This window comes from Micromonospora sp. DSM 43699 (assembly GCF_055517075.1).
Genome location: NZ_JBTMMT010000080.1, coordinates 13404 through 27467, shown reverse-complemented (window position 1 = coordinate 27467; position 14064 = coordinate 13404). Strand labels below are relative to the sequence as shown.

At 72.0% G+C, this 14064-nt stretch carries 13 protein-coding genes and 1 pseudogene; 9 read left to right on the top strand and 5 right to left on the bottom strand.

All coding sequences use genetic code 11. From position 1 onward, the window contains the following. The 7 genes from AC0AIB_RS27410 to AC0AIB_RS27380 all read left to right on the top strand — a co-directional run. Nucleotides 1-248, top strand: a 248-nt coding sequence (locus AC0AIB_RS27410) for a hypothetical protein (protein WP_465097761.1), incomplete at its 5' end; no start/stop codon positions are given. After that, nucleotides 245-1261, top strand: a complete 1017-nt coding sequence (locus AC0AIB_RS27405) for a heme/hemin ABC transporter substrate-binding protein (protein ID WP_465097760.1) — start codon at nt 245-247, stop codon at nt 1259-1261. The genes AC0AIB_RS27410 and AC0AIB_RS27405, both read left to right, overlap by 4 nt. Then, entirely contained in the window at nt 1258-2364 is a 1107-nt protein-coding gene (locus AC0AIB_RS27400; RefSeq protein ID WP_465097759.1) for a FecCD family ABC transporter permease, read from the top strand. Before AC0AIB_RS27405 ends, AC0AIB_RS27400 begins: the two co-directional genes overlap by 4 nt. A 23-nt stretch (nt 2365-2387) precedes the next feature. Beyond that, the gene (locus tag AC0AIB_RS27395) at nt 2388-3281 is read left to right on the top strand and encodes a heme ABC transporter ATP-binding protein (protein WP_328348039.1); all 894 of its coding nucleotides are present in this window, start codon (nt 2388-2390) and stop codon (nt 3279-3281) included. Beyond that, nucleotides 3282-3959: a biliverdin-producing heme oxygenase gene (locus AC0AIB_RS27390; protein ID WP_465097758.1), complete on the top strand. Its 678-nt coding sequence runs from the start codon at nt 3282-3284 to the stop codon at nt 3957-3959. Further along, a complete protein-coding gene (locus tag AC0AIB_RS27385; protein ID WP_328348035.1) occupies nt 3956-4264 on the top strand; it encodes a DUF2470 domain-containing protein in 309 nt (102 codons plus the stop codon). The genes AC0AIB_RS27390 and AC0AIB_RS27385 overlap by 4 nt, the downstream gene beginning before the upstream one ends. A 278-nt stretch (nt 4265-4542) precedes the next feature. Beyond that, the gene (locus tag AC0AIB_RS27380; protein ID WP_328348033.1) at nt 4543-4932 is read left to right on the top strand and encodes a hypothetical protein; all 390 of its coding nucleotides are present in this window, start codon (nt 4543-4545) and stop codon (nt 4930-4932) included. Nucleotides 4933-5038: 106 nt separating this feature from the next. Here the strand turns inward: AC0AIB_RS27380 and AC0AIB_RS27375 are convergent. Then, nucleotides 5039-5377 (bottom strand): annotated as a pseudogene (locus AC0AIB_RS27375) (MerR family transcriptional regulator); the annotation flags it as partial. Between the two features lie 110 nt (nt 5378-5487). Here AC0AIB_RS27375 and AC0AIB_RS27370 point away from each other — a divergent pair. Continuing rightward, entirely contained in the window at nt 5488-6561 is a 1074-nt protein-coding gene (locus tag AC0AIB_RS27370) for an alkene reductase (protein ID WP_328348031.1), read from the top strand. 133 nt (nt 6562-6694) lie between these two features. Here the strand turns inward: AC0AIB_RS27370 and AC0AIB_RS27365 are convergent, their stop codons facing one another. From AC0AIB_RS27365 to AC0AIB_RS27355, 3 genes are all read right to left on the bottom strand, one after another. After that, nucleotides 6695-7066, bottom strand: coding sequence for an ArsR/SmtB family transcription factor (locus tag AC0AIB_RS27365; RefSeq protein ID WP_176738918.1), 372 nt, complete (start codon nt 7064-7066; stop codon nt 6695-6697). 191 nt (nt 7067-7257) lie between these two features. Continuing rightward, a complete protein-coding gene (locus AC0AIB_RS27360; protein WP_465097757.1) occupies nt 7258-8574 on the bottom strand; it encodes a CE1 family esterase in 1317 nt (438 codons plus the stop codon). 657 nt (nt 8575-9231) lie between these two features. Further along, nucleotides 9232-10815: a cellulose binding domain-containing protein gene (locus AC0AIB_RS27355; RefSeq protein ID WP_465097756.1), complete on the bottom strand. Its 1584-nt coding sequence runs from the start codon at nt 10813-10815 to the stop codon at nt 9232-9234. A 414-nt stretch (nt 10816-11229) separates the two neighbouring features. On the opposite strand from AC0AIB_RS27355, the gene AC0AIB_RS27350 reads away from it, so the two are divergent. Beyond that, complete coding sequence (locus tag AC0AIB_RS27350) at nt 11230-12123, top strand: SGNH/GDSL hydrolase family protein (RefSeq protein WP_328348025.1); 894 nt, start codon at nt 11230-11232, stop codon at nt 12121-12123. A 179-nt stretch (nt 12124-12302) separates the two neighbouring features. Here AC0AIB_RS27350 and AC0AIB_RS27345 read toward each other — a convergent pair whose 3' ends face one another. Next, complete coding sequence (locus AC0AIB_RS27345; protein WP_465097755.1) at nt 12303-13970, bottom strand: cellulose binding domain-containing protein; 1668 nt, start codon at nt 13968-13970, stop codon at nt 12303-12305. Nucleotides 13971-14064: the final 94 nt, after the last annotated feature.

Here is a 14064-nt window from a genome sequence, read left to right as displayed (position 1 = left end):
CCGGCGGGGGTGCCGTGCCCACCGGCGCGGGTCCGGCGTCGGCCGTCGTCGGCCCCACCGGGAGCGTCCCCGCCGGGGCCGACGGCCGGACCGACCAGACGGGCCAGGTGGACCAGGCGCAGGTGACCCGGGTCAGCGCCGCCTCCGACACCGGCCGCTGGTGGCTCGCCGTGCTGGTCGTACCCGTGCTCGGGGTGGCGCTGCTCGCCGGCCTGCGCCGTCGCCGTCGTCACCGGGCCACGTCGTGACCCGGCGCGCGCTGCCGCTCGTCCTGGTGCTGCTCGCCGGTGCCCTGGTCGGCTGCACCGACCCGGTGGCCGAGGCGCGGTCGACCACACCGACGTCCTGCGGCCCGGTCACCGCCACCCTGCCCGACACCGACGTCGACCCGTTGGACCCGACGCCGACCCCGGCCCTGCCGGTCACCGTCGCCTCCACCGACGGAGTCGTCAGCACGGTCACCGACGCCGCGCGCATCCTGCCGGTCAACCTCTACGGCTCGATCGCCGAGATCGTGTTCAGCCTCGGGCTCGGCGGCAACGTCGTCGGCCGGGACACCTCCACCACCTTCCCGGCCGCCGCGCACCTGCCGGTGGTCACACCGGCAGGGCACGACCTGTCCGCCGAGGCGGTGCTCGCCCTCGCCCCCACGGTGATCCTCGCCGACGACAGCATCGGTCCACCCGAGACGCTGCGCCAACTGCGCACGGCTGGCATCCCGGTGGTCCTGGTCGCCGCCGAGCAGCGCCTCGACGCCGTCCCCGGGCACGTCCGGGCCATCGCCGCGGCGCTCGGCGTCGGCGCGGCCGGCGACCGGCTCGTCGCCCGGATCGAGGGGGAGATCGCCGCCGCCCGCACCGGGGTGCCCGACGGCCCGGCCCCCCGCGTCGCCTTCCTCTACCTGCGCGGCACCGCCGGGGTCTACCTGATCGGCGGGCGGGGCGCCGGCTCCGACGCGATGATCGAGGCGGCCGGGGGAGTGGACGCCGGCACCGCGATCGGTCTGGCGAAGTTCCGCCCCCTGACCAGCGAGGGCCTGATCAACGCGGCCCCGGACGTGCTGCTGGTGATGAGCGGTGGGCTGAAGTCCGTCGGCGGCGTCGACGGCCTGCTCAAGCTCCCCGGGGTGGGGCAGACCCCGGCCGGGGCCGCCCGTCGCGTCGTCGACATGGACGACGGCGTCCTGCTCACCTTCGGCACCCGCTCCGGGCGGGTGGTGCGGGTCCTGGCCGACGCGCTGCACTGCCGGGGCCCGCGATGACCGCCACCCCCACCCGACCGGCCACCGGGGCCACCGGGGCCACCGGAGCCGGCCGCGACCACCGCCGTCGGGTCCGGCGCGGACCGGTACTGCTCGCCGGGCTCACCGTCGTGCTGCTGCTGGTCGCCCTGCTCGCCGCGGGCCGGGGCCAGGTGGCCGTCGCTCCGGCCGAGGTGCTCGGCTCGGTGCTGCACCGCCTCGGCCTGGACCTCGGCCCCCGGCCCGCCGCCCCGCACGGCGAGAGCGCGCTGTGGCTGGTCAGGTTTCCCCGGGTCGCGCTCGCCGCCGTGGTCGGCGCCGCGCTCGGCTGCGCCGGTGCGGTGATGCAGGGGGTGTTCGGCAATCCGTTGGCCGAGCCGGGCGTCATCGGCGTCTCCGCGGGCGCGGCGGTCGGCGCGGCGCTGGCCATCGTCACCGGCGTCACCGTCGTCGGTGGCTGGACGGTGCCCGCCGCCGCGTTCGCCGGTGGCCTCGCCACCACCTGGCTGGTCTACCTGCTGGCCCGTTCCGGTGGCCGGACCGAGGTGGTCACCCTGGTGCTCACCGGCGTCGCTGTCAACGCCGTCGCCGGTGCCGCCATCGGGCTGCTGATGTTCGTCGCCGACGAGTCGGGTGTGCAGGCCATCGCGTTCTGGAATCTGGGCAGCCTGGCCCAGGCGAACTGGGCGGCGGTCTCGCTGGCCGCGCCCTGCCTCGCGGTCGGGCTGCTCGCCACCCTCGTCGACGCCCGCCGGCTCGACCTGCTCGCCCTGGGTGAGCGGTCCGCCCGCCACCTCGGGGTCGACGTGGAACGGTTGCGGGTCCGGATGATCGTGGCCACCGCGCTGCTCGGCGCGGCGGCGGTCGCCTTCACCGGCATCATCAGCTTCGTCGGTCTGGTCGTGCCCCATCTGGTCCGGATGGTCGCCGGCCCGGGGCACCGACTGCTGCTGCCGGCCAGCGCCCTCGGTGGCGCGATCGTCGTCATCGTCGCCGACCTCGCCGCCCGGACCCTCGTGGACTACCAGGAGCTGCCGCTGGGGGTGCTCTCCGCGATCGTCGGCGGCCCCGCCTTCTTCTGGCTGCTGCGCCGCACCCGGGACCGGGCCGGAGGTTGGGCGTGAACACCTGCACCGGGGAGGCTGTGGTGAGCGTACGGGAACGCCGACGGCGAGGTCCGCTGCGGCTGCTCGGCCGCCGGGCGGCACCTCGGGTGCCGACCGCCACCACGTCGGGCGGCACCCGGGTCCGCGTCACAGGGATCCGGGTCGAGCGTGCCGGCCGACCGGTGCTCGACCGGGTCGACCTCGCTATCCGGGCCGGTGAGCTGCATGTCCTGGTCGGCCCGAACGGTGCCGGCAAGTCCACTCTGCTCTCTGCCGTCAGCGGTGACCTGCCGCTCGCCGCCGGGGCCGTCGAGGTCGACGGCCGACCGCTGGCCGAGTGGTCGGCCGTGGAGTTGGCGATGCGTCGGGCGGTGCTGACCCAGCGCACCGCCCTGAGCTTTCCGTTCTCGGTGGTCGAGGTGGTCCGGATGGGACGTGCCCCCTGGGCCGGTCGACCCGAGGAGGCCGACGACGACGCGGTGGTCGCCGAGACCATGCGACGCTGTGACGTCGTCAGGTTCGCCGACCGGCCGTTCCCGTCGCTCTCCGGCGGCGAGCAGGCCCGCGCCGCGCTGGCCCGGGTGCTGGCCCAGCGGACCGGTGTGCTGCTGCTCGACGAGCCGACCGCCGCCCTCGACCTGCACCACCAGGAGCTGGTCATGCGCATCGCCCGGGAGCGGGCCGACGCCGGGGACACCGTCGTGGTCGTACTGCACGACCTCGCCCTGGCCGGGGCGTACGCGGACCGGATCACCCTGCTCGCCGACGGGCGGGTACGGGCCGCCGGCCCCCCCGACACGGTGCTGACCGCACCTCTGCTCAGCGAGGTCTACCGGCACGACATCGAGGTCGTGCCGCACCCGGACACCCGCCTGCCGCTCGTCGTGCCCCGCCGTCGGGGCCCGGCCCGGAACACCCCCGTCACGGAGGAATAGATGGACACACCACCCATGCCGTTCTCGGCCCGGCTACGGGCCGCCAGCCAGGGGGTCCACGCCGCCGCCGAGAGCCAGCTTTACGTCTCCGCGCTGGTCGCCGGCGAGCTGGACATCGCCGGCTACCTCGACCTGGTGGTGCAGCACCATGCGCTGTACCAGGCGTTGGAGTCGGTCGCGGAGGCGATGCGCGACGACCCGGTCGTCGGTGGGTTCGTCGACGACGCGCTGACCCGGCTGCCCGCGCTGGAGGCGGACCTGACCCACCTGGCCGGACCCGACTGGGCGCTGCGCACCGCGCCGCATCCGGCCACGGTGGCCTATGCAGGCCGGATCCGGGCCGTGGGCGGCAGCTCCCCGGTGCGGTTCGTCGCCCACCACTACACCCGCTACCTCGGTGACCTCTCCGGCGGGTTGCACATCGGACGGGCGGTGGCCCGACGCTACGGGTTGACCGGGCAGTCGGGGGCCGCCTTCTACGCCTTCGACCGGATCCCCCGGCCGAAGGCGTACAAGGAGGCGTACCGGGCCCGGTTGGACGCCCTGCCGCTGAGCCCGGCCGACGAGGCGGCGCTGCTGGACGAGGTGCTGGTGGCGTACGGGCACAACATGGCGGTCTTCTCGGCCCTGGCCCGGCACGTGCCGGACGCCCCGGGGATCACGGAGGCGGTGGCGTGACCGGGCAGCAGTTCGACGCCGACGTGGTCCGCGCGGTCAGCCGGCACATGAACGACGACCACGCCGACGACTCGCTGCTGATCTGCCGTACCCTCGGCGGCTGCCCGGACGCCACCCGGGCGCGGGTGACCGGGTTGGACGCCGACGGGATGGACTTCGCCGTCACCCTCGACGACATCGAGGTGCCGGTGCGGCTTCCGTTCGCCCACCGGCTCACCGAGCGGGTCGAGATCCGCCGGGAGGTGGTCCGGATGTACGAGCAGGCGTGCGCCGTGCTCGGCGTACCGCAGCGCCACGCCGGCTGAACGCCCACACCGGCACGGCGCTGCCGGGAGCTGCCCGGTCGCCGGCCCCGGATTGCGCCGTGGCCTCCGCACGGCCTCTTCCCGTCCGGCCTCTTTCCGTCCGGCCGGGAGTATGACCGCGCGGCGTGCCGGTCGGTGGCCAGAATCCGGCTGGTCGGCCCTCGTCCGGGCCGGTCGCGCCACCTACGCTCGCTCTCGCGCCGGAGCGGACCCGAGGGTCGGGGCCGGCCCTGCGCGGTGGTGGCAGGGGTGGGCGTCGGCCGGGCAGGGGGATGGGCATGGTGGTCGCGGGTGGTCCGCAGGGTGGTGTCGCGGTGCCGGTCGGTGCGCGCCGGGGCGGGGTGGCGGGCACCGTCGGTGCGGTGGTGGCCGTGCTGCTCCTGGTGGTGCTCGCCCTGGCGGTGGCGTTGGTCGGGATGTTCCTGCCGATGGCGGCCGACGCCTGCGGTACGGAGGGCACCGACGGGCTGTTGATCTGCGGTGCGTTCGGGCAGCTGGTGGTGCTGGGCGCTCCCACCGGCGGGGCCGTGCTCGGCGTGCTGCTCGCCCTGGCCGGCTTCCTGCCGTTCCCGCTGCGCCACCGGCGTGCCCTGTTCATCGGCGTCGGCTACCTGCTGGTGATCGGCGGGTTGGGCTTCGGCTTCCTGGTCGCCTTCAGCGGCTGGTGACCGCCGATCGGGTGGCCGCCGGGCGGTGCCCGGACGCCTGGTGGTCGTGCGGTGCGCTACCGTCCGCGTGAGGTGGCCCGGTGGACGGCCGTTGCGGGTGGTGTCGGCGGTTGGCGGCGATCAGTTCGTCGAGGGAGTCCCGGGTCCGGGCGAGGTCCTCGATGTGGGCGGTGATCTGTTCCCGCTCCCGCGTCATCCGCTCCCATGCCTCGTCGGAGGTCTGCTCGCTGGGGGAGTCGACGCACGGCAGCAGCGCGGCGATGGTACGGCTGGACAGCCCTGCGGTGTACAGCCGCTGGAGGAAACGCACCCGGTCCACCACCTCCGCGCCGTAGTGCCGTTGGCCGCTGGCGCTGCGGGTGCTGGTCAGCAGCCCCTGCTCCTCGTAGTAGCGCAGGGAGCGGACGCTCACCCCGGCCTGCGCCGCAACCTCGCCGATCCGCATCGGGTCTCCCGTCGCCACACTTGCCTCTGACGTCAGTGTCAGGTTTTAGCGTAGCGGTACGCCCGGCCCACGGGCGTGACCTCCGCCCCACCCACGGAAGGCGCTGCGACATGGCCACCCTCTTCGACAGTCACCCGCTCGGCGAGCTGATCCTGCCCAACCGGGTGGTGATGGCCCCGATGACCCGGGTCCGCGCTACCGGAGACGGCCTGGCGACCCCGTCCATGGCGACGTACTACGCCCAACGCGCCACCGCCGGACTGATCGTGACCGAAGGCGTCCAGCCGAACCGGGTCGGGCAGTCCAACCCGGGAACTCCCGGTCTGTACACCGACGAGCAGGTCCGCTCCTGGCGGCCGGTGACCGACGCGGTGCACGCCAACGGTGGACGCGTCTTCGCCCAACTCATGCACGGCGGTCGGGTGTCGCACCCCGCGACGACCGGGATGCAGCCCGTCGGCCCGTCCGCCGTACCCGCCGTCGGCGAGGTGTTCACCCCCACCGGCCCGCAACCGGCCCCGGTGCCCCGGGCGCTCGACACCGCCGAGGTGCCGGAACAGGCCCGCTCGTACGCGCTGGCGGCCCGCCGCGCCGTGGAGGCCGGCTTCGACGGGGTCGAGCTGCACGGCGCGAACGGTTATCTCATCTCCCAGTTCCTGTCGAGCAACGCCAACCTGCGTACCGACGCCTACGGCGGATCGGTGACCAACCGCATCCGGTTCGCCGTCGAGGCCGTGGCCGCCACCGTGGACGCGGTGGGTGGTCACCGCACCGGAATCCGCCTCTCGCCCGGCGCCGGTTTCTGGGGCGCCGACGAGGCAGACGTCCCCGAGTTGTACGCCGCGCTCCTCACCGAACTCGCCGGCCTCGGTCCGGCGTACATCCATCTCGAGGCCACCACCGACGAGGAGGTCCTGCGGGAGCTCCGTGCGGTGTGGCCCGGCACGCTCATCATGAACCCGGTCCTCCCGATGGGCCCGCGACAGACGGACCGGACGGCGGCCGACCGCTGGCTGGGGTGGGGTGCCGACCTGATCAGCTTCGGCCGCGCCTATCTCGCCAACCCCGATCTCGTCGAGCGGCTCCGGCAGGGGCTGCCGATGGCAGCGCACGACGAGGCGACCTGGTACGCGGGCGGCGACACCGGTTACCTCACCTACCCGACCTTCCCGCACCCCGGCTGACCCCCGGTACAACTCCATGATCCATCGGCACGGAGGTGCTCCGCCGTACGCCCGAACGGCGGCCGAGTGGTGAAAGGCCGTGGGGGTACCTGGCGGACTGGCCCTGACGCTGACTGTGACCGATGTGCGCCGCTCAGCGGGTCTTCTTCGTCGCCCGTTTGCGGGGTGGTGTCAACAGGTCGGCGATCGCGGCGATTGCGGCGGGGACCGTGCGGTAGTACGCCCAGACCCCACGCTTCTCGCGTTCGATCAGACCGGCCTCGGTGAGGATCCTCAGGTGATGGCTCACCGTCGGCTGGGACAGGCCGAGCGGCGCGGTGAGGTCGGTGACGGACGCCTCGCCCTCCGGGGCCGACTGGATCAGGCTGAGCAGTCTTAGCCGGGCCGGGTCGGCGAAGGCCTTCAGCACCCCCGCGAGCCGTTCCGCATCGGCGCGTTTGATCGGCTCGCCGGCCAGCGGCGAGATGACAGGCGTATTGGTTTTCGCAGCTCCCACGTCCGCCATCATGGCAGCAAGAGGCATGTCCGAGCGGTGGATCGCCGATCGGCCACCACGAATTCGCGGATCGGGTGACGGCGGGTCGGCCGACCCGCCGTCGGCGGACGGTACGACGGTCCGGGGCCGGTGCGCCAGGAGACCACTCCTGACACACCGGCCCGGAAGCGCCGCTTCGGGGGTTCGCGTCGTACGCCCGGTCAGCGCGCGGTGCAGGTGGGAGTCATCCCGGTCCCGCTGCCGTTGCCCTGGAAACCGAACTCCGCCACCTGGCCGGCACCGAGTTGGCCGTTGTAGCTGACGTTGGTGAAGCGCACCGTGCCGCTGCTGCCACTGGCGGTGGCGTTCCAGGTGTTTGTGACGCTGGCCCCACCGGGCAGGGTCGTGCTGACGGTCCAGCCGGTGGTGCCGGTGGAGCCGGCGGTGACCTGTACGGAGGCGGTGAAGCCACCGTTCCACTGGTTCACCGTCACGCTGGCGGAGCAGCCGCTACCGCCGGCCGGCGGGGTGGTCGGGGTCGCCGGGGGCGTGGTCGGGGTCGCGGGTGGGGTGGTCGGGGTCGCCGGTGGGGTGGTGGGTGGGGTGGTGCTGTCGAATTGGGTGAAGAAGTTCCAGACGATGGGTCGGGTCCAGGATTTTTCGCCGGGGGCGTAGGGGTCGGCGGTGCCGTCTACGGCGTTGGGGGCGTGTCCGCCGTCGAAGGGTGCCCAGGCGACGGGGTATCCGGTCCGGCAGCCTGAGTAGTAGGTGATGGTGTGGGTGAGGCTGCCCTGTGTGGGTTCTGGTGGGTTTTGGGGGGTGCAGCCGTTGTTGCGGACGAATCGGTCGCGGAGGGATCGTCCGGTGGCGATGGGGAGCACGGTGTCGCGGAGGCCGTGGATGCCGATGTAGGCGATGGGTTGGGTGCCGCCGTTGCAGCCGCTGAGTTGGCCGCCGGAGTAGACGGCGACGGCGCGGAAGGTGGTGGCGCGGGCGCAGGCGATGGCGTAGCTCATGCCGCCGCCGTAGCTGAAGCCCATGGCGAATCGTTGCGTGGTCTCGACGCAGAGGTCTGACTCGATCTGGCGCATCATGTCGTCGACGAAGGTGAGGTCCCGGTCTCCGCTGTTGGCCCAGCCGTTGCCGATGCCCTGGGGGGCGACGAAGATCGCGGTGTTGTTGGAGAGGGCGCGGATGCCGTAGTAGGACCAGGGGTATCCGCTGGTGCCGCCGGAGTCGACGTCGTTGGCGGTGCCGCCGTTCCAGTGGAAGGCGAAGATGAGTTTGTAGGGGTGGTTGCGGTCGTAGTTGTCGGGGATGCGCAGGATGTATGAGCGGTTCTGGCCGCTGCTGGTGATGGTGCGGTTGCCGTTGGTGAGGGTGGGTGTCTTGCCGCAGCCGGCGGTTGCTGCGAGGGGGGTGGCGTCCTTTGCGGAGGCGGGTGGGCTGGCTCCGGCGGTGACTGCGGCGCCGCCGATGGTGAGGGCGAGTGCCGCGACCCCCGCGACGGCACCGGCTACGAGGCGATGTCTCGACATCAGGAGGAACTCCTTTCGGGACCGGGATGCTGCGGTGGGCGCGATCGACCGCCCGTGGGTAGGGGCAACGGCCATGGGTGTGGCGTTACCACCCCTGCTGAGGCGGTAGATGATCATATGCATCGATGATTACGAACGTAATCCGTATGACGTATGATGTCAACAGGGGGCGGTGTGCCGTCCGGAGCAGTGGAAACGGGGTTCCCGACCGCCATCGCCGTCCGCACTTCCATGATTACGCTGCAACCATGTTGTAGTGGCCTCCGCCGTTCGGGAGGCCACTACAACATGGTCAACACCGTTGCGTTAGGTGGAACGGCTGTTCGTCGACCACCGCTGCGTCGACCACCGCTGCCTCGCCGATCATGGAGTTGTGGTGGGTAACAGAACGCCCGTAAAACCCCCAAAGTCGGCACCACCACTCCATGATCGCCAAGCGGGCCCACCCCGCTCCCCGATCGGGCACTTCCTGTCCCGGGTTGACCAGCCGCCCACGGCGTTAACGCAACGGTGTTGACAACATGGTTGCAGCACGATCTTGCGACCTGTTGCGCGACGGATGCCGCTTCGGCTACCGCCGAGGGCCGACGGTGCACCCACCGTCGGCCCTCGGCGGCCGGGACGCCTGTCCGCTCCGGCGTCAGCCGGAAGCCCGGTTCACCAGTTCAGCGGCAGGGTGTTCACGAACCGGGTAAGCGCGCCGGCGAGGAGCTGGTCGTCGCGCCGGGAGGGGTGCCAGTCGCAGCCGAGCTTGTCCAACCCCAGCGCGTTGTCGTCGTAGTACAGCGAACGGATCCGGGTGTCGCCCCGACTGGTGCGGGTCTGGACGACCTGCTGGACGGAGCTGGCGAGCGCGGTGGTGGGGGACAGGTCGGGGTAGGTGAGCACGATGAACGTGTCGGGCCCGTACCGGCTACGCAGCTTGTCGATGAAGGCCAGGTAGGCGGTCCGGTAGTCGGCGGCGAGCTGGTCGATGGTGGACCACCGCTCACCGGGGTTGAGGGCGGTGGAGAAGTCGTTGATGCCCAGCCCGACCACGACCAGTTGCGGCTTCCAGGTGCTCGGCTTCTGCCACACCGTGCTGTTCCACAGGGCCTGGAGATCCGTCTCGTAGTAGGTACGGAAGTTGTCCGTGCCGCCACCGTTGTAGTTGCGCACCATGCCGAGGCCGGACCAGGCGGTGAGCTGGTAGTCGGCGTTCAGGCTCTGCGCGGTGAGCGCGCCGAAGGTGACGTCGGCGTTGGAGTTGCGGGTGACTCCGCCGTTGGCGGAGCAGTCGCGGGTGGTCGACATGTTGCCGTAACCGGCCGTCCAGGAGTCGCCGATGAACTCGATCTGCCGGCTACGGGCGGCGGGCTTGGCCAGGATCGCACCGCCGGCGGCGGGGACGAGGCCGCCGAACTCGCCCGCGGCCCACGGGCTCTCGGTGCGCTTGACCAGTCGTACGGTGTGCTCGCCGCTGGCGAGGTCGCGCACCCAGTAGGTGGTCCGGCCCGGCGTGACCAGGGTGGCGACTGCCTTCCCGTCGACCTGCACGGTGTAGTCGTTCTGCGCGTCGTCGAGGACGATCCCGACCCCGGTGCCGCGGAACCGGCCCTCGAAGTAGATGCCCGGCCAGGTGAACTGGGCGCTGGTGCCCACCGCCTTGACCCGACCCACCGTCGCCGTCTGGTCCAGCGCGCCCGACGACGGTGGCGGCGTGGTCGGTGGCGGCGTGGTCGGCGGTGGCGTGGTCGGTGGTGGGGTGGTCGGCGGTGGCGTGGTGGGCGGCGTGGTCGTGGGCGGCGCGGTGGTCGGTGGTGCGGTGGGGCTGGTGGTACGGCCGGTGCACGGCACCCCGTTGAGGGCGAAGTCGACAGGCACCGGGTTCGCCGAATTGTTCCACGAGGCGCCGAAGCCGAGCTGTGCGCTCGCCCCGGCGCCGAGGTTGCCGTTCCAGCTGGCATTGGTGACCGTGACCCGGCCGGCGGACTGGGTCACCGCGCCGTTCCACAGCTGGTCGATCACCTGGCCTGCGGTGAACGACCAGGTCAACCGCCAACTGGTGAGCGGATCGCCTAGGTTGGTCAGGTCGATGTTCGCGCCGAAGCCGCCCGGCCACTGACTCGACACCGTGTAGGTGACCCGACAGCCGGCCGCGGCCTGCGCGGGTACGGTGCCGGCGAGCGCGGCGGTGGTGGCGACGGTGGCGGTGGCGAACAGCGACACCGCCAACCTGAACCGGAAACGTGTGGGTGACATCTGTGATCCTCCCGCAGGAGTGAGGCGGCGACGGCTGTCGGCCGCGTCGACGAGGCGGCTCTACCGGCGGGAGCGGTTGGTCCCGTTCGGGGGCGCAGTGGCCGCAGACGTGGTGATCGGATGCGCCGGGTGGTGACGGTGCGACCGACGGCCCTGATTCGCCGTCGGCGAGCTCACGTCGGTCTTGTGGTGCGGTGTCCCTCGGCCCGCAGCCAGCCCGGCTCCGCCGAGATTATCTCGCCTGGCTTCCACATCCGTCAATCGATGTCATCCGCAGGCCGGGTCGCCGGCCCGGCTCGGTCCGGACCCACACCCCGGACGGCAGGTTAGTGAGGCCTGTCTATATTGACGTCGGGCACCGGCAGCGGCAGGATCGCGGCACCACCACCCCCGTGATCCGCCCTGGGAGGCGTCATGCCCCGTCCCCGCCTGCCGCTGCTGCGAGCCGCCACCCGGACGGTCGCGCTCGTCGCGGCCACCGCCGGTGTGCTGCTCGCCGTCGCCGCACCTGCCCACGCCGCCGTCCCCGCCGGACGCTACGTCGCGCTCGGCGACTCGTACACCTCAGGTCCGCTGATCCCCACCCAGGTCGACCTGAACTGCCTGCGCTCCAACCGCAACTACCCCTCGCTGGTCGCCGCCTCCGCCGGTTCGGCGTCGTTCGCCGACGTGAGCTGCTCCGGGGCCACCACCGACGACATCCGGTTCGGTGGCAGCGGCTCCCTGGGCGGCGCGCTGCCGCCGCAGCTCAACGCCGTCACCCCGAACACGGCGCTGGTGACGGTGCAGATCGGCGGCAACGACATCGGCTTCTCCAGCATCATCAGCGACTGCGCGCAGGCGAGCTTCAGCAGCCCGCTGGGATCGCCGTGCAAGAACCGGTACACCGCCGGCGGCACCGACCAGTTGCAGGCCAGGATCACCGCCACCGCGCCGAAGGTGACCGCCGTGCTCCAGGCGGTCCGCCAGGCCGCGCCCGGCGCGCGGATCGTGGTGCTCGGTTACCCGGCGATCGTGCCGGACTCCGGGTACGGCTGCTGGCCGGTGGTCCCGATCGCCTACCAGGACGTGCCGTACCTGCGGAGCGTCGCCAAGTCGCTCAACGCGATGCTGGCCAACACCGCCGCCGCGAACGGTGCCGGCTACGCGGACGTCTACACCCCGTCGATCGGGCGCGACACCTGCAAGAGCAGCGGTACCCGGTGGGTGGAGGGTCTGGTGCCGGAGAACGCGGCGGCACCCTTCCACCCGAACGCCCGTGGCGAACAGGGCATGGCCACCGCCCTGCTCGCCACGCTGAACAACTGACCGGCCATGCGCACCGCCTGACCTGGCCGCACCGCACGACTGACCTGGCCGTACGCCGGCCGGGCCGGTGCCACCGATCGTCCTGCGGGGAAGGTGGTCCCCCTGTCATGAGCTGCCCCGGCATCGGGCCGACGTCATGACAGGGGGTCCGTACCTCCGCGGGCGGAGCCGGTTCCCGGTCAGGCCACGCTGCACTCCTGGCCGTTGAGGGTGAACGCGGTCGGCTTGGCGTTGCCGCCGGACCAGCTGGAGATGAAACCGAAGTTCGCGCTGGCCCCGGCAGCGATGGTGCCGTTCCAGCCGGCGTTCGTGGCGGTGACCTGCGCGCCGCTCTGCGTGTAGGTGGCGCCCCATGCCTGGTTGACCTGCTGGCCGTTGGCGAACGACCACCGCAGGTTCCACCCGTTGATCGCCGTGCTACCGGTGTTGCGGACCGTCACCTCGGCCTGGAACCCGTCCGGCCACTGGCTGCTGATCGCGTACGTGACCTGGCAGGGGCCGGCGGTCGGCGGCGGGGTGGTCGGCGGCGGGGTGGTCGGGGCCGGAGTGGTCGGCGTGGGGGGGGGTGGGGTGGTGGTCGGGGTGGGGGTGCTGGTCGCGCCGCTGACCCGGTAGACGACCGTGCCGTGGCCCGGCACGCTTGCCGAGATGGCGCCGGAGGTGGTGCTTGTCGTGTTGCTCCACGCGTCGCGCAGGGTGAACGACGCGCCCGACAACCCGATGGCGGCGGCGGTGGTGCTGATCGTGGTGGCGGCCGTTCCCTGGTTGAACAGGGCGACCGCGACGTCCCCGTTGGCCAGCCGCTTGGCCAGCACCCGGCGGGTGCCGTCGAACGAGACCTGGCTGGCCTGGAGAGCGAGCGGGTCCTGGCTGATCCCGACGAGGTTGGCGTTCTTGAGGATGGTCTGGGTCGCCGCGTTCATGTTGCGCAGGTCGTTGCCGGCGATCAGCGGCGAGGCCAGGATGGCCCAGAGCGCGAAGTGGCTACGCATCTCGGTGTCGGTCATGCCGCCGCGGCCGACCTCCATCATGTCCATGTCGTTGAACGCGCCGGGCTTGGCCCGCGCGGCGAGCGGGACGGTGACGTCGACGATGTTCTGGATGCCCATCGGGTAGCCGTTGGTCTGGCCGCTGTTCCAGGTGTTGGTGATGTCCTCGGTGGTGCGCCACATGTTGGACACGTCGCCCCAGTTGCGCTGCGGCCCGGTCTTGGAGTGGATGCTGTTCGAGTTGATGCTCAGCACGATCGGGCGACCGGCGGCGGCCAGCCCGTCGCGCATCTTGGCGAACGTGGTGACCTGCTGGTCGATGGTGCCGCTGGGGGAGCACCAGTCGTACTTGAGGTAGTCGACGCCCCAGGCGGCGAACTGGCGGGCGTCCTGCGCCTCGTGTCCCTGGGAACCGGTGGCGCCGGGATAGCTGTTGAAGTACTGCGCGCAGGTCTTGTCCAGCGGTGCCTGGTAGAGGCCGAACTTCAGCCCCCGGGCGTGGATGTAGTCACCCAGCGCCTTCATGCCCGACGGGAAGCGGCTCGGGTCGCCCTGCAGGTTTCCGGCCGAGTCACGGTTCGGGTTCATCCAGCAGTCGTCGACGACGACGTACTGGTAGCCGGCGTCCTTCATGCCGGAGCTGACCATCGCGTCGGTCATCTGCCGGATGAGCGTCTCGTTGATGTTGCAGCCGAAGGTGTTCCAGCTGTTCCAACCCATCGGCGGGGTGCGGGCCACCCCGTTGTCGAGGGCCAGCGCCGGGGTGGTCCGCAGCACCACCGCCGGGCCCGCCACCACCAGGAGCCCGGTCGCCAGGGCGGTCAGCAGGCGACGCCCGCGGGTAGTTGGTCTTCTCATGTTCTTCCGTCCGTTTCCACAGGGGTGGGTTCGTGCGTACCGGCAGGGGACGGGACGCACGTCGCCACCTCGATCGGCCGAGGGCGGAGCGAGG